The 20,058-nt window shown below is 68.7% G+C and carries 21 protein-coding genes; 15 read left to right on the top strand and 6 right to left on the bottom strand.

Annotated features, from left to right (window positions below; translation table 11 throughout):
- Positions 1-6 precede the first annotated feature (6 nt).
- Positions 7-1,290, bottom strand: a complete 1,284-nt coding sequence (locus D3H34_RS08760; protein ID WP_119553062.1) for a DEAD/DEAH box helicase — start codon at positions 1,288-1,290, stop codon at positions 7-9.
- Positions 1,291-1,332: 42 nt separating this feature from the next.
- Here D3H34_RS08760 and D3H34_RS08765 point away from each other — a divergent pair, with 42 nt between their 5' ends.
- The 5 genes from D3H34_RS08765 (at position 1,333) to D3H34_RS08785 (ending at position 4,798) form a co-directional block, all read left to right on the top strand.
- Positions 1,333-1,713 carry a translation initiation factor Sui1 gene (locus tag D3H34_RS08765; protein WP_119553063.1) on the top strand — a complete coding sequence of 127 codons (381 nt, stop codon included), beginning with the start codon at positions 1,333-1,335 and terminating at the stop codon, positions 1,711-1,713.
- A gap of 8 nt (positions 1,714-1,721) precedes the next feature.
- Positions 1,722-1,958: a DUF3820 family protein gene (locus D3H34_RS08770; protein ID WP_056584018.1), complete on the top strand. Its 237-nt coding sequence runs from the start codon at positions 1,722-1,724 to the stop codon at positions 1,956-1,958.
- Between the two features lie 181 nt (positions 1,959-2,139).
- The gene (rbp, locus tag D3H34_RS08775) at positions 2,140-2,559 is read left to right on the top strand and encodes an RNA-binding regulator (protein ID WP_119553064.1); all 420 of its coding nucleotides are present in this window, start codon (positions 2,140-2,142) and stop codon (positions 2,557-2,559) included.
- A 225-nt stretch (positions 2,560-2,784) separates the two neighbouring features.
- Positions 2,785-3,273, top strand: coding sequence for a tripartite tricarboxylate transporter TctB family protein (locus D3H34_RS08780; RefSeq protein ID WP_119553065.1), 489 nt, complete (start codon positions 2,785-2,787; stop codon positions 3,271-3,273).
- Positions 3,274-3,286: 13 nt separating this feature from the next.
- Positions 3,287-4,798 (top strand): tripartite tricarboxylate transporter permease, encoded by a 1,512-nt coding sequence (locus tag D3H34_RS08785; RefSeq protein ID WP_119553066.1) that lies wholly within the window; start codon positions 3,287-3,289, stop codon positions 4,796-4,798.
- A 48-nt stretch (positions 4,799-4,846) separates the two neighbouring features.
- On the opposite strand, the gene D3H34_RS08790 is transcribed toward D3H34_RS08785, so the two are convergent.
- The gene (locus D3H34_RS08790) at positions 4,847-5,605 is read right to left on the bottom strand and encodes a sulfite exporter TauE/SafE family protein (RefSeq protein ID WP_119553067.1); all 759 of its coding nucleotides are present in this window, start codon (positions 5,603-5,605) and stop codon (positions 4,847-4,849) included.
- 416 nt (positions 5,606-6,021) lie between these two features.
- On the opposite strand from D3H34_RS08790, the gene D3H34_RS08795 reads away from it, so the two are divergent.
- Together D3H34_RS08795 and D3H34_RS08800 are read left to right on the top strand one after the other, a co-directional pair.
- Positions 6,022-7,260, top strand: a complete 1,239-nt coding sequence (locus tag D3H34_RS08795) for an ammonium transporter (RefSeq protein WP_119553068.1) — start codon at positions 6,022-6,024, stop codon at positions 7,258-7,260.
- A gap of 25 nt (positions 7,261-7,285) precedes the next feature.
- Positions 7,286-7,588: a hypothetical protein gene (locus D3H34_RS08800; RefSeq protein WP_119553069.1), complete on the top strand. Its 303-nt coding sequence runs from the start codon at positions 7,286-7,288 to the stop codon at positions 7,586-7,588.
- Positions 7,589-7,598: 10 nt separating this feature from the next.
- Here the strand turns inward: D3H34_RS08800 and amaB are convergent, their stop codons facing one another.
- Both amaB and tet read right to left on the bottom strand, forming a co-directional pair.
- The gene (amaB, locus tag D3H34_RS08805) at positions 7,599-9,140 is read right to left on the bottom strand and encodes an L-piperidine-6-carboxylate dehydrogenase (protein ID WP_119553070.1); all 1,542 of its coding nucleotides are present in this window, start codon (positions 9,138-9,140) and stop codon (positions 7,599-7,601) included.
- Positions 9,141-9,202: 62 nt separating this feature from the next.
- Entirely contained in the window at positions 9,203-10,447 is a 1,245-nt protein-coding gene (gene tet / locus D3H34_RS08810; protein WP_119553071.1) for a Tet(A)/Tet(B)/Tet(C) family tetracycline efflux MFS transporter, read from the bottom strand.
- A 77-nt stretch (positions 10,448-10,524) separates the two neighbouring features.
- On the opposite strand from tet, the gene tetR reads away from it, so the two are divergent.
- On the top strand, positions 10,525-11,181 hold the full coding sequence (gene tetR, locus D3H34_RS08815; protein ID WP_119553072.1) for a tetracycline resistance transcriptional repressor TetR: 657 nt from the start codon (positions 10,525-10,527) through the stop codon (positions 11,179-11,181).
- A gap of 7 nt (positions 11,182-11,188) precedes the next feature.
- Here the strand turns inward: tetR and D3H34_RS08820 are convergent, their stop codons facing one another.
- Together D3H34_RS08820 and D3H34_RS08825 are read right to left on the bottom strand one after the other, a co-directional pair.
- A complete protein-coding gene (locus tag D3H34_RS08820) occupies positions 11,189-12,823 on the bottom strand; it encodes a GMC family oxidoreductase (RefSeq protein ID WP_119553073.1) in 1,635 nt (544 codons plus the stop codon).
- 65 nt (positions 12,824-12,888) lie between these two features.
- Positions 12,889-14,406 carry a CoA-acylating methylmalonate-semialdehyde dehydrogenase gene (locus tag D3H34_RS08825; protein WP_119553074.1) on the bottom strand — a complete coding sequence of 506 codons (1,518 nt, stop codon included), beginning with the start codon at positions 14,404-14,406 and terminating at the stop codon, positions 12,889-12,891.
- 86 nt (positions 14,407-14,492) lie between these two features.
- On the opposite strand from D3H34_RS08825, the gene D3H34_RS08830 reads away from it, so the two are divergent.
- The 7 genes from D3H34_RS08830 (at position 14,493) to D3H34_RS08860 (ending at position 20,057) form a co-directional block, all read left to right on the top strand.
- Complete coding sequence (locus D3H34_RS08830; protein WP_119553075.1) at positions 14,493-15,407, top strand: LysR family transcriptional regulator; 915 nt, start codon at positions 14,493-14,495, stop codon at positions 15,405-15,407.
- A gap of 184 nt (positions 15,408-15,591) precedes the next feature.
- On the top strand, positions 15,592-16,758 hold the full coding sequence (locus tag D3H34_RS08835; protein ID WP_119553076.1) for an MlaE family ABC transporter permease: 1,167 nt from the start codon (positions 15,592-15,594) through the stop codon (positions 16,756-16,758).
- A complete protein-coding gene (locus D3H34_RS08840) occupies positions 16,755-17,579 on the top strand; it encodes an ABC transporter ATP-binding protein (RefSeq protein WP_119553077.1) in 825 nt (274 codons plus the stop codon). Before D3H34_RS08835 ends, D3H34_RS08840 begins: the two co-directional genes overlap by 4 nt.
- Before the next feature lie 9 nt (positions 17,580-17,588).
- Positions 17,589-18,545 (top strand): MlaD family protein, encoded by a 957-nt coding sequence (locus D3H34_RS08845; protein WP_119553078.1) that lies wholly within the window; start codon positions 17,589-17,591, stop codon positions 18,543-18,545.
- 16 nt (positions 18,546-18,561) lie between these two features.
- Positions 18,562-19,254: an ABC-type transport auxiliary lipoprotein family protein gene (locus D3H34_RS08850; RefSeq protein WP_119553079.1), complete on the top strand. Its 693-nt coding sequence runs from the start codon at positions 18,562-18,564 to the stop codon at positions 19,252-19,254.
- A 65-nt stretch (positions 19,255-19,319) separates the two neighbouring features.
- Positions 19,320-19,541: a hypothetical protein gene (locus tag D3H34_RS08855; RefSeq protein ID WP_119553080.1), complete on the top strand. Its 222-nt coding sequence runs from the start codon at positions 19,320-19,322 to the stop codon at positions 19,539-19,541.
- 18 nt (positions 19,542-19,559) lie between these two features.
- Positions 19,560-20,057 (top strand): GFA family protein, encoded by a 498-nt coding sequence (locus D3H34_RS08860; RefSeq protein ID WP_119553081.1) that lies wholly within the window; start codon positions 19,560-19,562, stop codon positions 20,055-20,057.
- Position 20,058: the final 1 nt, after the last annotated feature.

The raw sequence follows: 20,058 nt of genomic DNA on the forward strand, positions 1-20,058 counted from the left end.
CCGGCGTCAGTCGTTCGGTTCGGCGTCGTTGCGCTGCGAAGCGGCCGCCAGTGCCGCCGCCGCGCGCAGCTTGTCCTTCTTGCTCGGCCGCGCACCCTTGATGCCGCCGTTGCCCGAGGTATCGACGACCAGCGGCGCCACCTCGACCGGCTCGAAGCCCGCGATGCGCTCGCGCGGCACGCGCTGGCCCTGGCGCTTCTCGATCAGGCGGAAGTGCGCTTCGGTCGCGGCGCTCACGAAGCTAATCGCCAGCCCGCTCGCGCCCGCGCGGCCAGTGCGGCCGATGCGGTGGATGTAGTCGGTCGGCGAGCGCGGCAGGTCGTAGTTGATGACCACGGGCAGCTGCGCGATGTCGAGGCCGCGGGCTGCGAGATCGGTGGCGATCACCACGTCCCAGCGGCTTTGCTTGAACTGCGAGAGGATGTCGCGGCGCGTGCCCTGGGCGATGTCGCCATGGAAGGGCACGGCGTAGATGCCGTTGCGGTACAGCTTCTCGGCCACGGTCTGCGCGGCGTGCTGCGTGGCGACGAAGACGAGCACGCGGTCCCACGTGCCTTCGTTTTCCTTCAGCAGTTGGCGCAACAGCTGGGTGCGGCGGCTGGCGTCGACCTCGATGGCGCGCTGCACGATGTCGGGCCGGGTACCGGTCTCGCCCTGCACGTCGACCAGGGCCGGGTCGTGCAGCATGTCGTCGGCCAGCGCCTGGATGGCGATGGGGAAGGTGGCCGAGAACAGCAGGTTCTGGCGCCGCGCCGGCAGCAGCGCGAGGATGCGCTGGAGCTCTTCGGCAAAGCCGAGGTCGAACAGGCGGTCGGCCTCGTCGAGCACGAGCATCGACACCGCGTCGAGCGCGAGCGCGTTGTGCTCGACCAGGTCGAGCAACCGGCCGGGCGTGGCAACCACGATGTCGGCGCCGCCGCGCAGGCGCATCATTTGCGGGTTGATCGAAACGCCGCCGACCGCGACGACGATCTTCAGGCGCTGCGGCAGGTGACGGGCGAAGTCTTCCAGCGTCTCGCCGACCTGGGCCGCGAGTTCGCGCGTGGGCACGAGCACCAGCGCGCGCAGCCGGCGCGAGGCCGACGAAGCGGGCTGCGCGGTCAGGCGCTGCAGCAGCGGCAGGGAAAATGCGGCCGTCTTGCCGGAGCCGGTCTGCGCCGAGCCCCGCAGGTCGCGGCCCTGCAAAATTGCAGGGATGGCCGCCGCCTGGATGGCGGTCGGCGCGGCAAAGCCGCTCGCGGCGGCCGCTTGCGCGAGCGCGGGGGTCAGGCCCAGGGTATCGAATGGCATGGGAACGGGCACCGGGAAAAGAGAGAAGGAAAGACGGATCGAATGGGAACGATGAAGAACAACCGCACCGGCAGCACGCTGGTGTACTCCACCGAGGCGGGCGGGCGCATGTGCCCCGACTGCGGCGCCCCGGCGGCGCAATGCCGCTGCAAGGAACTCGCGAAGGCCCGCACGGCGGCCACGGACGGCATTGTCCGCGTATCGCACGAGACCAAGGGCCGAAAGGGCAAGGGCGTGACCGTCGTGAAGGGCCTGCCGCTCGACGCGGCAGCGCTCGTGGCCGTGGGCAAGCAGCTGAAAGCGGCCTGCGGCACCGGCGGCACGGTGAAGGACGGCACCGTCGAGATCCAGGGCGATCACCGCGAAACCGTGATCGCCGCCCTCGTGAAGCAGGGCCACACGGTCAAGCGCGCGGGAGGCTGAGCCACGCCATGAACCCCGAAGACCTGCAGCGCCTGGTGACGCTCGAGATGCCTTTTGGCAAGCACAAGGGCACGCTGATCGCCGATTTGCCCGGGAATTACCTGACCTGGTTCGCGCGCGAGGGTTTCCCCGCAGGAGAAATCGGCCGTCTGCTCGCTTTGATGCATGAAATAGACCACAACGGTCTGTCCGACCTCCTGAAACCGTTGCGAAACCGCCCGTCGGGCCGGAATGTTTCTCGCTAACACAAGATTTCCCGCCTTTTTTGGGAAATCGAGCCGGATAATCCGGCCTACGTGTCTGCGAGCTTTGGCTCCCGTGCACGTAATTTGGTGATCGGTCAGTTTCGCGCCACAGCGCATCGTTTGTTGTGATTCTGGGACTCCATCGCTTTGTGTTTTTTAGGTTTGAATTAGGAGTCCCTCCATGGGCAAGAAACTTTACGTGGGCAACCTCGCCTACTCCGTGCGTGACAACGATCTGGAACAGGCTTTCGGCGAGTTCGGCTCGATCGTCAGCGCCAAGGTCATGATGGAACGCGACACCGGCCGTTCGAAGGGCTTCGGCTTCGTCGAAATGGGTACCGATGCTGAAGCACTGTCGGCCATCGAAGGCATGAACGGCGCGTCGCTGCAGGGCCGCGCCCTGACGGTGAACGAAGCCCGTCCGATGGAAGCACGTCCCCCCCGCACCGGCGGTGGCGGCTACGGCGGTGGTGGCGGCGGCTACGGCGGCGGTGGCCGCAGCGGTGGCGGCGGCTACGGTGGTGGCGGCGGCGGCGGTTACGGCGGCGGTGGCCGTGGTGACGGCGGCGGCTACGGCGGCGGTGGCCGCGGCGGCTACTAAGCCCTCCCCCGCACTCCGAGAGCTTCGGCTCTCTGAATGAAAAAAAGCTCCTTCGGGAGCTTTTTTCGTTTCTGCACCCAATGGCCACCCTTGGGCAGCTCTGGTCAGCTCCTCCTAATGAAAACCCGGTAAGCATTAGTCCTTACCGCTGCGGTCAGCCCATGGTCAGCCGCTGGCGACGACCCTCGTCCTTCCCAAAACAGAGGACAACAGAGGGTCGAGACGATGAAGATCAAGAGACAGGCGGACTTCTTTTCAGGCGTCATGTTCGCCGCCGTCGGTGGCGCTTTCGCCATCGGCGCCACCACCTACAACATCGGGGACGGCGCCCGCATGGGGCCGGGCTACTTCCCGCTGATGCTGGGCATCCTGCTGGCGCTGCTGGGCGGGCTGATCATGTTCCAGGCCATGGTGGTCGAGAGCGCCGACGGCGACAAGATCGGCAAATGGGCCTGGAAGCCGCTGGCCTTCGTGCTCGGCGCCAACCTGGCCTTCGGCGTGCTGCTGGGCGGTCTGCCCAGCATCGGGCTGCCGGCGATGGGCATGATCATCGCGATCTACGCGCTGACGATCATCTCGAGCATGGCCGGCGAGCACTTCAAGCTGCGCGACGTGCTGGTGCTGTCGACCATCCTGGCGGCCGGCAGCTACGTGGCCTTCATCTGGGCGCTCAAGCTCCAGATCCAGGTCTGGCCCACGTTCATTTCGGGTTGAGGAGCACACCGCCATGGAACTGTTCCACAACCTGGCGACCGGCTTCGGCGTCGCCTTCACCTTCACCAACCTGCTGTACTGCCTGGTCGGCTGCATCCTGGGCACGCTGATCGGCGTGCTGCCGGGCATCGGCCCGGTCGCGACGATCGCGATGCTGCTGCCCGCCACCTATGCGCTGCCGCCCGTGTCGGCGCTGATCATGCTGGCCGGCATCTACTACGGCGCGCAGTACGGCGGCTCGACCACCGCCATTCTGGTGAACCTGCCCGGGGAGTCGTCCTCGGTGGTCACCTGTATCGACGGCTACCAGATGGCAAGGCAGGGCCGCGCGGGCCCCGCGCTGGCGGCTGCGGGCCTGGGCTCGTTCTTCGCGGGCTGCGTCGGCACGCTGATCCTGGCCGCCTTCGCGCCGCCGCTGACCGAGCTGGCCTTCAAGTTCGGCCCCGCCGAGTACTTCTCGCTGATGGTGCTGGGCCTGATCGGCGCCGTGGTGCTGGCCTCGGGCTCGCTGCTCAAGGCGGTGGCGATGATCGTGCTGGGCCTCCTGCTGGGCATCGTGGGCACCGACGTGAACTCGGGCGTCGCGCGCTTCAGCTTCGACATTCCCGAGCTGACCGACGGTATCGGCTTCGTGGTGATCGCCATGGGCGTGTTCGGCTACGGCGAAATCATCGGCAACCTCTCGCAGCCCGACGACGAGCGCGAGGTCTTCACGCACAAGGTCAAGGGCCTGTGGCCCACCAAGGACGACTTCAAGCGGATGATGCCGGCCGTGCTGCGCGGTACGGCACTGGGCTCGGCGCTGGGCATCCTGCCAGGCGGCGGTGCGCTGCTGGCGGCTTTCGCGGCCTATGCGCTGGAGAAGAAGATCAAGATGCAGCCCGGCGAAGTCGCCTTCGGCAAGGGCAACATCCGCGGCGTGGCGTCGCCCGAGTCGGCCAACAACGCCGGTGCGCAGACCTCCTTCATTCCGCTCTTGACGCTGGGCATCCCGCCCAACGCCGTGATGGCGCTGATGGTGGGTGCCATGACGATCCACAACATCCAGCCCGGCCCGCAGGTGATGACCAGCAACCCGGAGCTGTTCTGGGGCCTGATCGCCTCGATGTGGATCGGCAACGCGATGCTGATCATCCTGAACCTGCCGCTGATCGGCATGTGGATCAAGCTGCTGACGGTGCCCTACAAGTTCCTGTTCCCGGCGATCGTGCTGTTCTGCGCAATCGGCGTGTACTCGACCAACAACAACACCTTCGACGTGTGGATGGTGGCGATCTTCGGCTTCATCGGCTACCTGTTCCTGAAGCTGCGCACCGAGCCGGCGCCCCTGCTGCTGGGCTTCATCCTGGGCCCGATGATGGAAGAGAACCTGCGGCGGGCGCTGCTGCTGTCGCGCGGGGCGTGGAGCGTGTTCGTCACGCGGCCGCTGTCGGCAGGGCTGCTGATCGCCGCGGCGCTGCTGCTGGCCATCGTGCTGCTGCCGGCGATCAAGGCGAAACGCGAAGAGGCGTTTGTGGAGGACTGAGCCCGCCGTGTTGCCTCGAAAAGCCCCGGGCCTCGCGCCAGGGCTTTTTTATTTCAGGAACGCGTCGTAGGCGGTCTTCAGGATCAGCGCGCTCACCACCACGATGAACACGATCCGCACGAAGCCCGCGCCATGCTTCAGCGCCACGCGCGTACCGGCCAGGCTGCCGGCCACGTTGGCGACCGCCATCACCAGCCCGTAGTGCCACCAGACGTGGCCCTTGGCGGCCAGCAGGATCAGCGCCGCGGCGTTGGTCAGGGTGTTGATGACCTTGGCCGAGGCCGAGGCGTTGAGGAAGTCGTAGCCCATCCAGCGCACGAACAGGAACACCAGGAAGCTGCCCGTGCCGGGCCCGAAAAAGCCGTCGTAGAAACCGATGGTCAGGCCGATGGTGCTGGCCGCCAGGGTTTCGGCCCGGCCGCTGAAGCGCGGCGCGTGCAGCCGGCCCATGTCCTTGCGCGCCAGCGTGTAGATCAGCACGCCCAGCAGGATGACCGGCAGCGCCCGGCGCAGAAAGTCGCCCGGGAAGACCGTGACGGTCCAGGCGCCGAGCATCGAACCGCCGAAGCCCAGCAGCGCGGCCGGCCACATGGCGCCCCAGCGCATCTGCACCCGCTGGCTGAACTGGGCCGCCGACGCCGCCGTGCCCCAGATCGACGCGCTCTTGTTGGTGCCCAGCAGCGTGGCCGGCGGCGCGCCCGGAAACACCGCAAAGAGAGCCGGCACCAGGATCAACCCGCCGCCGCCCACGATCGCATCGATAAAACCCGCGAGCAGTGAGGCGCCCGTGACCACCAGCATTTCCATGCGGGGGATTGTCTCACCGGAATCGCTATCGAAACGATAGCTATCACGACCGACCCTGGCTGGTCAGAAGGCTTGTTTGGCTTGAAGGAAAACGTCGACCGCCACGCAACGAGCGGGCAAAAAAAAAGCGCCGACCAGCGGCGCTTTTAACTGTCAGACAGGCATCTCGTACGGAGCCTTTGAAGAATGTTCTTGTTGATCGATCGGAAGCTTGTCTCCTCGGACCCTCGGCAGTACGAGCAGGGCCCGTCGCGAGTGCGCAGATTGTGCAAGCGCGCACCTGCCCAGTGCATTAGGAATTACCCGCTTCGTCTTACTTCGACCTTCCGGTTGGCAAACCAAAGTGTTTCAACCGTTAACAGATGGCATGACTTGTGCACAGACGCACCTGTCCACCACTCCAAGAAGAAACGGCCATGGCCCTGCTGGCACCGCAAGCTTCCCTCCAAGCGGCCGACACGGCCTGGATGATGACCTCGACCGCGCTGGTGCTGCTGATGACACTGCCCGGCATCGCGCTTTTCTACGCCGGCATGGTGCGGCGCAAGAACGTGCTGGCCACCATGGCCGGGGTAGTGGCGATCGCCGCGGTGGTCTCGCTGACCTGGTTCGCGCTCGGCTACTCGCTGGCCTTCACGCCCGGCTGGCCCTGGCTGGGCGATCTCTCGCACATCGGCTTCTCGGGCTTCGAGTACCTCAAGGACGCCGGCCAGGTGGCCGTGAGCCACGTGGCGCCGAACGTGCCGGAATCGGTCTACGCCATGTTCCAGCTGAGCTTCGCGATCATCACCACCGCGCTGGTGCTCGGCGCCTTTGTCGAACGCATGCGCTTCTCGGCCCTGCTGTGGTTCGCGCTGTTGTGGAGCGTGCTGGTCTACGCGCCGGTCGCGCACTGGGTGTGGGAGCCGGGCGGCTGGCTCGCGCAGATGGGCGCGCTCGACTTCGCGGGCGGCTCGGTGGTGCACGTCAACGCGGGCATCGCGGGCCTCGTGTGCGCCTACGCGCTCGGGCCGCGCCGGGGCTACGGGCGCGAGGCCTTCGAGCCCTACAGCCTGGCGCTCACCATGACCGGCGCGGGCCTGCTGTGGGTCGGCTGGTTCGGCTTCAATGCCGGCTCGGCGGTGGCGGCCGACGGGCGTGCCGGGCTGGCCATGCTGGTGACGCACATCGCGGCGGCGGCCGGCGCCATGAGCTGGATGATCGGCGAATGGATCGTGCGCCGCAGCCCCTCGCTGCTGGGCCTGTGCTCGGGCCTCGTGGCCGGGCTGGTGGCGATCACGCCGGCGGCGGGCTTCGTCACGCCGCCGGCGGCACTGGCCATCGGCGCCATCGCCGGGCTGGCCTGCTACTGGGGCGCCACGGGCCTGAAGCACCTGCTCGGTGCGGACGACTCGCTCGACGTGTTCGGCGTGCACGGCATCGGCGGCATCGTGGGCGCGCTGCTCACCGGCGTGTTCGCCGACGCGCGCATCTCGGGCGCGACAGGCAACGTGCTCACGCAGGCGATCGCGGTCGGCAGCGTGGCGATCTACAGCGCGACGGGCACGGCCATCGTGCTGTTCCTGGTGCATGTGCTGGTCGGCTTGCGCGTCGACCCCGAGAGCGAACTGCTGGGCCTCGATCTTGCTCAACACAGGGAACACCTGGGAGGCTGAACAGCCCGAGACGGAGACCCTTGCCATGCCATCCATGTCCGAAAGCGAACGCATCGCCCTCGCCGCCCGTCTGCACGTGGCGCTGCGACGCAAGCACGGCCGCGTGACCGACACCGAATGGATGGCCACCAACGCCGAGTACGCCACCGAGATCGTGCGCATGACGCGCCTGCACGCCGCCGAGACGAAAGACGACGAACTCGACCAGCTCGCCACGCGGCTGGAACAGGCCATGGAACCGCTGGCCCGCGCGGCCCGGCTGGCGGCGCGCCAGCCCGATGGCCAGCCGCCCACGCCGCCGCCGCGCTACGTCGGCGGGCTGCGATGAGACGTCGTCTTCAATCGCCGATGTCGAAGGTCACGCCCTGCGCCAGCGGCAGGCGGGTCGAGTAGTTGATGGTGTTCGTCGCGCGGCGCATGTAGGCCTTCCAGCTGTCGGAGCCGGCTTCGCGCCCGCCGCCGGTTTCCTTCTCGCCGCCGAAGGCGCCGCCGATTTCCGCGCCGCTCGGCCCGATGTTCACGTTGGCGATGCCGCAGTCCGAGCCCGCGCTCGACAGGAAGCGCTCGGCCTCGCGCATGTCGAGCGTGAAGATCGACGACGACAGCCCCGCCCCCACCGCGTTGTGCCAGCCGATGGCTTCGTCGAGCGACGTGTAGCGCATCACGTAGAGGATGGGCGCGAAGGTCTCGCGCAGCACCGGGCCGTCGTGCGCGGCCAGCTCCACCAGGGCGGGACGCGCGTAGCAGGCCTGCGGCGTGCCGATGCCTTCCACGCGCTCGCCGCCATGGACGATGGCCCCCGCGGCGCGGCTTTCGTCGAGTGCGCGCTGCATGCCGTCGAAGGCCGCGCGGTCGATCAGCGGGCCGACCAGCGTGCCGCTCTCTCGCGGGTCGCCCACCTTCACGCTGGCGTACACCTTCGCCAGGCGCGGCACCAGGCGGTCGTAGATGCTGTCGTGCACGAACAGGCGACGCAGCGTCGTGCAGCGCTGCCCCGCCGTGCCCATGGCCGCGAAGGCGATGCCGCGCAGCGCGAGGTCGAGGTCGGCCGAGGGCGCGACGATGGCCGCGTTGTTGCCGCCCAGCTCGAGGATCGCGCGCGCAAAGCGCGCCGCCAGCTTCGGACCGACATGGCGCCCCATCGCGGTCGAGCCCGTGGCCGAGAGCACGGGCACGCGCGGGTCGTCGACCAGCACCTCACCCACCTCGCGTCGGCCCAGCAGCAGGCCGAGCAGACCGTCGGGCGCATCGGCGCCGAAGCGCGCCAGCGCACGCTGGGCGATGGCGTGCGTGGCAAGGGCCGTGAGCGGCGTCTTCTCGGACGGCTTCCACACCACCGGATCACCGCACACCAGCGCCAGCGCCGCGTTCCACGACCACACGGCAACGGGAAAGTTGAAGGCCGAGATCACGCCGCACACGCCCAGCGGATGCCAGCTTTCCATCATGCGGTGCTCGGCGCGCTCGGTGGCGAGCGTGAGGCCGTAGAGCTGGCGCGAGAGGCCAACCGCGAAGTCGCAGATGTCGATCATTTCCTGCACCTCACCCGCGCCTTCGGACGGCACCTTGCCAGCCTCGAGCGTGACGAGGCGGCCCAGGTCGGCCTTGGCGGCGCGCAGTTCTTCGCCGAGCAGCCGCACCAGCTCACCGCGGCGCGGCGCGGGCAGGTCGCGCCACGCCGGAAAGGCGGCGTGCGCGCGGCCGATGACCTGAGAGGCTTCGGAGGACGAGGTGGTCGGCACCTGCGCGATCACCTCGCCGGTGATCGGCGAGCGCACCGCGAGGTCGCCGCCGGTATGGGCGGCGCGCGGCACGCCCAGGCGGTGCAGCAGCTGGTCGACTTCGGTCGTGACGGACAGTGAGGTGTGAGGTGCGGTCATCCAGCCAATATCAGCGAAACCCGCACCCTTGCCTAGTGAAATGTGGAGGGACCCGATGTGTGTCAGGAATTCGCTTGACCTTCGGCACGCACCGACATCGCCTTGCCCAGCAGGATCGGCAGGCACAGCAGGTAGAGCACGGCACCGGCCAGCCACACGACGCCCGGAAAGCGCACGCGAAACGCGAAGTAGACCGAGCTGATCACCAGGGGCCCGAACACCGAGGCCAGGCTGGAGATGCTCGCGAGCACGCCCTGCAGGCGCCCCTGCTCGGCCTCGCCCACGCGCCGCGACAACGTCGCCTGCAGCGCAGGCTGGCCGATGCCGCCCATGCACAGCAGCGGCAGCAACGCGAGCGCCATCCAGCCTTGCGTGGCGAAGGCGATCAACGCGTAGGCCGTGCAGTCGGAGAGGGTGCCGATGGCAATCGCCACGCGCTCGCCCCAGCGCTCGACCACCGGGCCCGCCACGACGCCCTGCACCACCGCATGGATCAGGCCGAAGCACGCGAGCGACAGGCCGATCGTCGTGCTGTTCCAGGCGTAGCGGTCTTCGCCGTAGAGCACCCAGGTCGTGCCGGCGACCTCGCCCACCATCACGAGCACCAGGAACACACCCAGGATCGGCAGCAGCGCGGGAAAGCCCGCGGCCCAGCGCAGCGGCGCCAGCGGATGCAGCACGCCGCGGTCGAAGGGCTTTGCCGCGAGCGCCGGCGGGCGCGACTCGCGCAGCACCAGCAGGCCGACAAGGAAGGTGATGCCGTTGAGCGCGGCGGCCGCCACGAACGGCAAGCGCACGCCGTGGTCGCCAAGGACGCCGCCGATCGCCGGCCCGGCGATGAAGCCCAGCCCGAAGCAGGCGCCCATGCGGCCGAACCATCGCGCGCGCTGGTGTTCGGGCGTGAGGTCGGCGATGGCCGCCGAGGCCACCGCCATGTTCGCGCCCGTCATGCCCGCGATCGCGCGGCCCACGAACAGCATCCACAGCGATGGCGCGAAGGCCATGAAGAGCGCATCGATCGCCGCGCCGCCCACCGACACCAGCAGCACCGGCCGGCGGCCGAAGCGGTCGCTCAGCGCGCCGAGCACAGGCGCGCAAAGGAACTGCATCAGCGCATAGAGCGACAGGAAGGCGCCGAAGCGCCAGCCGAGTTCGCCGGTGTGGCCGACCTCGCGCAGCAGGCCCGGCACGATCGGCATGACCAGGCTGATGCCGATGGCGTCGAGCGTGACGATCGCAAGGATCACCGCATGCGCGTGGCGTCCGCCCGCGAAGGCGGAGGGAGAAGAAATGCTGGAATTTATCATTGATAAGGAATTATCAACGATAAATTCCAGGCTGTGAAGCACCCCTCATTGGCCTGAATACGGGCACGCACATCGGCATGAAACTGGACAATGAAGTGATCCTCGAGGCGGCGCTCGCGCTGCTGGACGAGGTCGGCATGGACAAGCTCAGCACCCGGCTGCTGGCCGAGCGGCTCGGCGTGCAGCAGCCCGCGCTGTACTGGCATTTCAAGAACAAGCGCGCGCTGCTGGACGCGATGAACCGCGAGATCCTGCGCCGCGCACACGACCGCCGGCTGCCGCTGGAAGGCGAAACGTGGGAGACGTTCCTGCGCGAGAACGCACGCAGCTTCCGGCGCGCGCTGCTGGCGCGGCGCGACGGTGCGCGGCTGCATGCCGGCTCCGAACCCGACCCGGGCGACCTCGACATGGTGGAAGCCCAACTGGCGGCCGTGGTCCGCCTGGGCATGCCGGCGACACAGGCCATGGCGCTGCTGATCGCGCTGGGCCGCTACACCGTGGGCTGTGTGATGGAAGAACAGGCCGCGCCACCCGATGCGGCCGAGCGGCAGCAGACGCTCGATGCCGCCGCCGCGTCGCGCCCCCTGCTGGCCGAGGCCTTCGCCAGCTACCGCAAGGCCGGTCCCGATGCCATGTTCGAGGTCGGCGTGGACCTCATGCTCGAAGGCGCGAAGGCGCGGCTGACGGCCCCTGCCGAGCCGCCCAAGCCGCGCAAGTCAACAACGCGCCGCTAACCTCGGCTCAGCGGCCGTTGTTGTCTTCGAGGATCCAGCCCGCCGCCTTCTCCGCCATCATCAGCGTCGGGCTGTTGGTGTTGCCGCTCGTGATGGTGGGCATCGCGCCCGCATCGACCACGCGCAGGCCGCGCACACCGCGCACGCGCAGGCGCGCGTCGAGCACCGCCATCGGGTCGCTGTCGGCGCCCATCTTGGTGGTGCCGACCGGATGGAAGATGGTGGTGGCGATGTCGCCGGCCAGCCTCGCGAGGTCCTCGTCGGTCTGGTACTGCGCGCCGGGCTTCCACTCCTGCGGCTTGTACTTCGCGAGCGCGGGCTGCTGCGCGATGCGGCGCGTCACGCGCAGCGAGTCGGCGGCGACCTTGCGGTCTTCCTCGGTGCTCAGGTAGTTGGGCGCGATGGCCGGCGCGTCTTCGAAACGCTGGCTCTTGATGCGCACCGAGCCCCGGCTCGTCGGATTCAGGTTGCACACGCTCGCGGTGAAGGCCGGGAAGCTGTGCAGCGGCTCACCGAAGGCATCGAGCGACAGCGGCTGCACGTGGTACTGGATGTTGGGCCACTCGCGGTCGGGCGAGCTGCGCGTGAAGGCGCCGAGCTGCGACGGCGCCATGCTCATCGGGCCGCTGCGCTTGAGCAGGTATTCGAGGCCGATCTTCGCCTTGCCGACCAGCGACGAGGCCAGCACGTTGAGCGTGGGCGCGCCCTCGATCTTGTAGACCGCGCGGATCTGCAGATGGTCCTGCAGGTTGGCGCCGACGCCGGTCGCGTCGACCGCCACATCGATGCCGTGCTGGCGCAGCAGCTCTGCCGGGCCGATGCCCGACAGCTGCAGGATCTGCGGCGAGCCGATGGCGCCCGCGCTCAAGATCACTTCGCGCTCGGCATGGGCGGTGGTCATCTCGGAGCCGTTCCACACTTCGGCGCCCGTGCAGCGTTTCGTGCCGTCGGGCAGCGTTTCGAACAGCAGGCGCGACACCTGCGCGCCGGTCCACAGCTCGAAATTGGGGCGGCCGTAGCAGGTGGGCCGCAGGAAGGCCTTGGCCGTGTTCCAGCGCCAGCCGTTCTTCTGGTTGACCTGGAAGTAGCCCACGCCTTCGTTGCTGCCGCGGTTGAAATCGGTCGAGTGCGGCACGCCGGCCTGCACGGCCGCGTCGGCGAAGGCGTCGAGGATGTCCCAGCGCAGCCGCTGCTTCTCGACGCGCCATTCGCCGCCCGCGCCGTGCATCTCGTCGGCGCCCAGGTAGTGATCTTCGTGTTTCTTGAAAGCCGGCAGCACGCTGTCCCAGCGCCAGCCGTCGTCACCCGTGAGCTCGGCCCAGTGCTCGTAGTCGCGCGACTGGCCGCGCATGTAGATCATGCCGTTGATGCTGGAGCAGCCGCCCAGCGTCTTGCCGCGCGGGTAGCGCAGCGTGCGGCCGTTCAGGCCCGCGTCCGGCTCGGTGTTGTAGAGCCAGTCGGTGCGCGGGTTGCCGATGCAATACAGATAGCCCACCGGAATGTGGATCCAGTGGTAGTCGTCCTTGCGGCCGGCCTCGATGAGCAGCACGCGCTTGTTCTTGTCGGCGCTCAGCCGGTTGGCGATGAGCGAGCCGGCGGTGCCGGCGCCGATGATGATGTAGTCGAAGGTGGTGTCGCTCATGGCGGCTGGCTTTTTTGTCTCTCGTTGTTCTTCGGATGGAAGCGCCGCGCGTGCAGCGCCCCTTTTTACTTCGCCGTCGGCATCACGAATTCCGCGCCTTTTCCGATGCTCTCGGGCCAGCGCTGCATGATCGACTTCTGCTTCGTATAGAAGCGCACGCCCTCTTCGCCATACGCGTGCATGTCGCCGAACAGGCTCTTCTTCCAGCCGCCGAAGCCATGCCACGCCATCGGCACCGGGATCGGCACGTTGATGCCGACCATGCCGACCTGGATGCGGCGGCCGAATTCGCGCGCCACGTTGCCGTCGCGCGTGAAGCAGCTCACGCCGTTGCCGAACTCGTGGGCGTTGATGAGGTCGACCGCGTCCTTGAAGGTCGCCACGCGCACGCAACCCAGCACCGGGCCGAAGATCTCTTCCTTGTAGATGCGCATCTCGGGCGTGACGTGGTCGAACAGCGTGCCGCCCATCCAGAAGCCATCGCCGCAGCCTTCGCCAGCCTGGCTGCCGTCGAACTGACGCCCGTCGACCAGCAGCTTCGCGCCTTCCTTCTCGCCCTGCGCGATGTAGCCGGTGATGCGCTCGTGCGCGGCGCGCGTGACGATCGGGCCCATCTCGGCCGCGAGGTTCCTGCCGTCGAGCACCTTCAGCGTCTTCGTGCGCTCGATGAGCTTGGGCAGCAGCCGGTCGGCCACGTCGCCCACCAGCACCGCCACGCTGATCGCCATGCAGCGCTCGCCGGCCGAGCCGTAGCCGGCGCCGATGAGTGCGTCCACGGCCTGGTCGATGTCGGCGTCGGGCATGACCACCATGTGGTTCTTCGCGCCGCCCAGGGCCTGCACGCGCTTGCCGTGGCGCGCGCCGGTCTCGTAGATGTAGTTGGCGATGGGCGTGGAACCCACGAAGCTGATGGCCTTGACGTCAGGGTGCTCGAGCAGCGCATCGACCGCCGCCTTGTCGCCCTGCACCACGTTGAACACGCCGTCGGGCAGGCCGGCCTGCTTGAGCAGCTCGGCCATCATGAGCGACGCGCTCGGGTCGCTCGGGCTGGGCTTGAGCACGAAGGTGTTGCCCGCGGCGATGGCCACCGGGAACATCCACATCGGCACCATCACCGGGAAGTTGAAAGGCGTGATGCCGGCGACCACGCCCAGCGGCTGGCGCAGCGTCCAGTTGTCGATGCCGGTGCTCACCTGGTCGGTGAAGTCGCCCTTGAGCAGTTGCGGGATGCCGCAGGCGAACTCGACGATGTCGATGCCGCGGCTGACTTCGCCCTGCGCATCGGTGAACACCTTGCCGTGCTCGGCGGTGATGAGGTGGGCCAGCTCGTCCTTGTGCTGGTTGAGCAGTTCGAGGAACTTGAACATCACGCGTGCGCGGCGGATCGGCGGCGTGTCGGCCCACTTGGGGAACGCCGCCTGCGCGGCAGCCACGGCAGCGTCGACCTGCGCCGCGTCGGCCAGACCCACCTTGCCGGTGACGGCGCCGGTGGCGGGGTTCGTCACGTCCTGCGTGCGGCCCGAGGTGTTGGCGGCAGCGACGCCAGCGATGTGGTGATCGATATTTCTGATACTGATGGACATAAGAAGGTCTCCTGAAGGCAATTTGGCCTAATCCACGTGGAAAAGGCCAATGAATTCGCGTCGATGGGCTTATAAATCTGTTTTATATGACTACGGCATCGATGGACCTCCAGATTCTGCGCGCCTTCGTTCTGGCGGCGCGGGAAGGCAACGTGTCACGCACGGCCGAGAAGCTGCACCTGACGCAACCCGCGGTGAGCCTGCAGCTCAAGCGTTTCGCCGAGGACACCGGGTTGCAACTGTTCACGCGCACACCGCATGGCCTGGCGCTGACGGCCGACGGCGCGGCCCTGCTGCCGCAGGCCGAGCGCGTGCTTGCGGCCGTGGGCGACCTGCAGCAGGCCGCGCGCAACCTGCAGTCGACCGTGCGCGGCGCGCTGCGCATCGGCACCATCCTCGACCCTGAATTCACCCGCCTGGGCATGTTCCTGCGCGAGCTGGTCGAGGCCGCGCCGCAAATCGAGACCGAGCTGCGCCACGGCATGAGCGGCAGCGTGCTCGCGCAGGTGCAGCGCGGCGAACTCGACGTGGGCTTTCACCTCGGCACCGAGGGCGACGCCGCGTCGGCCACATCTGCGTCCCCGGCGCTCTCGGCGCGCACGCTCACCCGCTTCACCTACCGCGTGGTGGCGCCGGCGGGCTGGGGCCCGCAGGTGCTGGGCCGCGACTGGAAGGCGCTGGCCGCGCTGCCCTGGCTGGCCACGCCACCCGAGTCGGCGCACCACCGGCTGCTGGAACAGGTGTTCGGCCCCCTTGGGCTGGCGCCGCGCCGTGTGGCGCTGGTGGACCAGGAGGCCTCGATGCTCGACCTGCTGAAGTCGGGCGTGGGCCTGAGTCTGGTGCGCGATTCGATCGCGATCCGCGAGAGCCAAGCCCACGGCCTCGTGCTCGCCGACCGCGTGCAGCTCGACTGCGCGTTGCGCTTCGTCTCGCTGGCGGCGCGGCGCAACGAGCCCGTCATCGCCAGCGCCTGGGACGCGCTCTCGCGCGCCTGGAGTTGAAGCGGGCGCCGCAGGGGCCGGGCCAGTACGCATCGCCGACGCACACCAGGCTGAAGAAAAGCTGAAAAAACGGCGTCACGCCCTACGCGAACGGGAGATTCGGGGCACACGAGGTGCGGATGCACGCGGTTACGATGCGCCCTTCCCGAACCAGTTTTTTGTTAACTTTTCCGTTCATCCGCCTATGCCGCCCGCCACATCGCCTGCCGACGCTCCAGCCGCCGACAGCGCGTGGCCCCGACTCGGGCAACAGACGCAGGATGGCCGCACCTGGGCCGTGGCCGGCGGTCGCTGGACCACGTTGGCGATGTCGTCGCGGCCGGCCTGGGAGGCGCTGGCGAAAAGCCTGAGCGCCCTGCCGCCCGAAGCCGACCGAGCCTGGGACCTGCGCCCGATCGAGCAGCTCGACCACATCGGCGCCCAGTTGCTGTGGGACCACTGGCGCCACGAATGGCCCGCCACGCTCGAACTGCTGCCGCAGCACCGCGCGGTGCTCGACCAGGTGGCGCAGTTCACCGTCGCCACGCCGGACGAGCCGGCGAAGTCGCTGCCCGACCGCGTGCGCGAGTTCGCCCACCACGGCCCGCGCGCGATGGTGGTGATGCGCGACTTCGTCGGCCTCATCGGCCAGCTCGCGCTCGACCTGTGCACCCTGGCGCGCGCACCGCATCGCGCGCCGTGGCGCGATTTCTCGGGTCATCTCTACCAGTTCGGCGCCACGGCGCTGCACATCACGGCGCTAGTCGGGCTGCTGATCGGCGTGGTGCTGGCCTACCTGATCTCGCAGCAGTTGCGCCAGTACGGCGCCGAGACCTTCGTGGTGAACATCCTGGGCCTGTCGCTGATCCGCGAGCTGGGGCCGGTGCTGGCCGCCGTACTGATCGCGGGCCGCTCGGGCTCGGCGATCACGGCGCAGATCGGCGTGATGCGCGTCACCGAAGAACTCGACGCCATGCGCGTGATGGGCATCCCGCACGGCTTTCGCCTCGTGATGCCGCGCGTGCTGGCGCTGGCCATCGCAATGCCCTTGATCAGCCTGTGGACCTCGATGGCGGCGCTGGCCGGCGGCATGCTCGCGGCCAACGCGGCGCTCGACATTTCGCCCTCCTACTTTCTCTCGGCGCTGCCGCGCGCGGTGCCGATTTCCAACGTCTGGCTCGCCACCGCCAAGTCGGCGGTGTTCGGCGTGCTGATCGCGCTGATCGGCTGCTACTTCGGCATGAAGGTCAAGCCCAACACCGAGAGCCTGGGGCGTGGCACCACGTCGTCGGTCGTGACCTCGATCACCGCCGTGATCCTGGTCGACGCGCTCTTCGCCGTCCTGTTCAAGGGCATAGGATTCCGCGGATGACGAACGCTGCCGACAACGTGGTCGTCGACATCCGCAAACTGTGGACGGTGTTCAAGAACACCGACGGCGAGCAGGTGGTGCACCGCAACCTCGACCTGCACATCGAGCGCGGCGAGGTGCTGTCGCTGGTCGGCGGCTCGGGCACCGGCAAGACGGTGCTGCTGCGCCAGATCCTCGGGCTGCAGAAACCCACGAAAGGCGTGGTCGAGGTGCTGGGCCAGGCGCCGGGCGAACTCAGCGCGGCCGGCGCGGCCAACGTGGGCATGCTGTTCCAGCACGGCGCGCTGTTCTCGGCCTTCAGCGTTCTGGAGAACATCGCCTTTCCGCTGCGCGAACTCAAGCTATTGCCCGACGACCTGATCCGCCACGCCGCGCTCGTGAAGCTGCAGATGGTGGGGCTGGAGCCGCAGCACGCCAACAAGAGCCCGTCGGACCTGTCGGGCGGCATGATCAAGCGCGTGGCGCTGGCGCGCGCGCTCATCATGGACCCGCCGCTGCTGCTGCTGGACGAACCCACCGCCGGCCTCGACCCCGAGGCCTCCGACAGTTTCTGCGACCTGCTGCGCGGCCTGCACCGCGAGCTGGGCCTGACGGTCGTGATGGTCACGCACGACCTGGACACGCTGTTCGACCTGAGCACCCGCATCGCGGTGCTGGCCGACCAGCAGGTGATCGTGAGCGGCACGGCGCGCGAAGTCATCGCTTATCCGCACCCCTTCATCCACGAGTACTTTCTCGGCGGGCGCGGCCAGCGCGCCCTGGAAGCGCTGCACGACAAACCCGCGCCGCGGCCCGAGGCCGCTCGCGCTGAAGAAAGGTAGGTCCCCACCATGGAAAACAAGGCCCATGCCCTTGCCGCCGGCGCCTTCGTGCTCGGCCTGCTCGCCGCGCTCATCGCGCTGGTGGTCTGGTTCACGCGCGACAACACCGTGCGCAACGTCTACGAACTGTCCACCCGCGACGCCGTGAGCGGCCTGCAGCCGCAGGCCATGGTGCGCTACCGCGGCATCGCGGTCGGCAAGGTGACCTCGATCGACTTCGACCCCAAGACCAAGGGCAACGTGCGCGTGCGCATCACGGTCGATGAGCGCGTGCCGCTCACCACCTCCAGCTTTGCCACGCTGAGCTACCAGGGCGTGACCGGCCTGGCCTTCATCGCACTGGACGACGAAGGCGAATCGACCGTCGCGCTCAAGCCCGACAACGGCAACCCGCCGCGCATTCCGCTCAAGCCCTCGATGCTGGCGAAACTGCAGGACCGCGGCGAGGAAATCATCGACCAGGTGGAAGAAGTGACCAAGCGCGCCAACGCGCTACTGGCCGACGCCAACCAGAAGCGCGTGGCCGATGCGCTGGAGAACATCGCGGCCGCCTCGGCCAGCGCCAACACGCTGCTCAAGCAGCTCGACAACACCGTGAAGACCGGCCTGAACCCGACGCTGGCCGCCATGCCCGAGACGCTGTCGACGGTGAAGAAGGCCGCCGGCGACGTCTCGCGCGTGGCCAACAACTTCAACACCACCGTGGGCCGGCTCAACGCGCCCGACGGCCCGGTCGAGCGCCTGAGCGACGGCACCAAGGCGCTGGCGCAGGCGGTCGATTCGTTCAACGCCGCCACCCTGCCGCGCGTGAACCGCGTGGCCGACGACACCGCGCACGCGGTGCGCCGCCTGGGCCGCGCGGCCGACAGCATCAACGACAACCCGCAATCGCTGCTGTTCGGCAACGGCGGCGCGGCGGCGGGTCCGGGCGAGCCCGGTTTTGTCGCGCCCGCGGCACGCCACTGAAACGGGAGCAGAAATCATGCGCAAGACCACCCTCCTCACCCTCGCCAGCCTCGGCAGTGCGCTGCTGCTCGCCGGCTGCGGCGCGCTGCCCGACAAGCCCGCGCGCGCCACGCTCTACGACTTCGGCCCCGGTCTTTCGGCCACCACGCCTGCTGCTGCAGCGACGCCGGCGACCGCGCTGCCGACGCTGTCCCTCGCGGAGTTCGACAGCAACACGCGCCTGGACGGCACGCAGATCCTGTACCGCATGGGCTATGCCGACGCCAACGAGCTGCGCCCCTACGGCCAGTCGCGCTGGAGCCTGCCGCCCGCGCAGCTGCTGCGCCAGCGGCTGCGCGACACGCTCGCCGAGCGCCGCACCGTGCTCGGCCCCGAGGAGAGCGCGACGCTCGCGCGCGCCGAGGGCGTGGTGCCCGACACGCTGCGCATCTCGCTCGACGAGTTCAGCCACTACTTCGATGCCCCCGCCAGCAGCGCGGGGCTGGTGCGCCTGCGCGCCACGCTGGTCCGTACCGCCACCGGCGGCGACCGCGTGCTCGGCCAGCGCACCTTCACCGTGCGCCGCCCCGCGGCCAGCGCCGATGCGCCCGGCGGCGTGAGGGCGCTGATCGCGGCCAGCGACGCGGCCATGGCCGAGGTCGTGCAATGGGTCGACCAGCTGCAACAGCAACAACCGCCGCAGCCGCGCACGGCTGCGACGCGGCGCTGAAGCGCACCCGCTTTCTTCTTCCGTTCCGTCTTCGTCCGCAACCCACCTTCGAGGAGACCTGTCCCATGAACGCAACGCGCATCGTCGGCATCCTGCTGGTCGTGGCCGGCATCGCCGGGCTCGGCCTGGGCGGCTTCAGCTTCACCAAGGAAACCCACCAGGCCAAGCTCGGCCCGCTGGAGTTCTCGGTGAAGGAAAAACAGAACGTCAACATCCCGGCCTGGGCCGGCGTGGCGGCGATCGTGGTGGGCGGCGCGCTGGTGCTGCTGGGTGGCAAGAAGGGCTGAAAGCGCCCGCCACCCGCCATGGCCGACGCCTTCGTGCCGCTCGAAGGCGGCTGCACCTGCCGGCAGGTGCGCTACCGCCTGAACGCCCCGCCGCTCTTCGTGCACTGCTGCCACTGCCGCTGGTGCCAGCGCGAGACGGGCTCGTCCTTCGCGCTCAATGCGCTGATCGAACCCGAGCACGTACAGATGCTGCAGGGCGCGGTCGATCTCGTGCTCACGCCTTCGGCCAGCGGGCGCGGCCAGAAATACGCGCGCTGCCCGGCCTGCCACGTCGCGCTGTGGAGCCACTACGCGGGTGCCGGCGACGCCGTGAGCTTCGTGCGCGTGGGCACGCTGGACACGCCCGACCGGCTGCCGCCGGACCTGCACATCTTCACGATGTCGAAGCAGTCGTGGGTGGTGCTGCCGCCCGGCGCACCGGCGGTGCCCGAGTACTACGACCGCAAGGACCACTGGCCGGCCGCGAGCCTCGCGCGCTGGCGCGTGCTGCGCGAGAAGATGCGAGCGGCCGGCTGAC

The sequence above is a fragment of the Acidovorax cavernicola genome, assembly GCF_003581445.1.

Coding starts and splice junctions, on each gene's coding strand:
- D3H34_RS08760 (WP_119553062.1), bottom strand. CDS start 1,290: ATGCCATTCGATACCCTGGGCCTGACCCCCGCGCTCGCGCAAGCGGCC.
- D3H34_RS08765 (WP_119553063.1), top strand. CDS start 1,333: ATGGGAACGATGAAGAACAACCGCACCGGCAGCACGCTGGTGTACTCC.
- D3H34_RS08770 (WP_056584018.1), top strand. CDS start 1,722: ATGAACCCCGAAGACCTGCAGCGCCTGGTGACGCTCGAGATGCCTTTT.
- rbp (WP_119553064.1), top strand. CDS start 2,140: ATGGGCAAGAAACTTTACGTGGGCAACCTCGCCTACTCCGTGCGTGAC.
- D3H34_RS08780 (WP_119553065.1), top strand. CDS start 2,785: ATGAAGATCAAGAGACAGGCGGACTTCTTTTCAGGCGTCATGTTCGCC.
- D3H34_RS08785 (WP_119553066.1), top strand. CDS start 3,287: ATGGAACTGTTCCACAACCTGGCGACCGGCTTCGGCGTCGCCTTCACC.
- D3H34_RS08790 (WP_119553067.1), bottom strand. CDS start 5,605: ATGGAAATGCTGGTGGTCACGGGCGCCTCACTGCTCGCGGGTTTTATC.
- D3H34_RS08795 (WP_119553068.1), top strand. CDS start 6,022: ATGGCCCTGCTGGCACCGCAAGCTTCCCTCCAAGCGGCCGACACGGCC.
- D3H34_RS08800 (WP_119553069.1), top strand. CDS start 7,286: ATGCCATCCATGTCCGAAAGCGAACGCATCGCCCTCGCCGCCCGTCTG.
- amaB (WP_119553070.1), bottom strand. CDS start 9,140: ATGACCGCACCTCACACCTCACTGTCCGTCACGACCGAAGTCGACCAG.
- tet (WP_119553071.1), bottom strand. CDS start 10,447: ATGATAAATTCCAGCATTTCTTCTCCCTCCGCCTTCGCGGGCGGACGC.
- tetR (WP_119553072.1), top strand. CDS start 10,525: ATGAAACTGGACAATGAAGTGATCCTCGAGGCGGCGCTCGCGCTGCTG.
- D3H34_RS08820 (WP_119553073.1), bottom strand. CDS start 12,823: ATGAGCGACACCACCTTCGACTACATCATCATCGGCGCCGGCACCGCC.
- D3H34_RS08825 (WP_119553074.1), bottom strand. CDS start 14,406: ATGTCCATCAGTATCAGAAATATCGATCACCACATCGCTGGCGTCGCT.
- D3H34_RS08830 (WP_119553075.1), top strand. CDS start 14,493: ATGACTACGGCATCGATGGACCTCCAGATTCTGCGCGCCTTCGTTCTG.
- D3H34_RS08835 (WP_119553076.1), top strand. CDS start 15,592: ATGCCGCCCGCCACATCGCCTGCCGACGCTCCAGCCGCCGACAGCGCG.
- D3H34_RS08840 (WP_119553077.1), top strand. CDS start 16,755: ATGACGAACGCTGCCGACAACGTGGTCGTCGACATCCGCAAACTGTGG.
- D3H34_RS08845 (WP_119553078.1), top strand. CDS start 17,589: ATGGAAAACAAGGCCCATGCCCTTGCCGCCGGCGCCTTCGTGCTCGGC.
- D3H34_RS08850 (WP_119553079.1), top strand. CDS start 18,562: ATGCGCAAGACCACCCTCCTCACCCTCGCCAGCCTCGGCAGTGCGCTG.
- D3H34_RS08855 (WP_119553080.1), top strand. CDS start 19,320: ATGAACGCAACGCGCATCGTCGGCATCCTGCTGGTCGTGGCCGGCATC.
- D3H34_RS08860 (WP_119553081.1), top strand. CDS start 19,560: ATGGCCGACGCCTTCGTGCCGCTCGAAGGCGGCTGCACCTGCCGGCAG.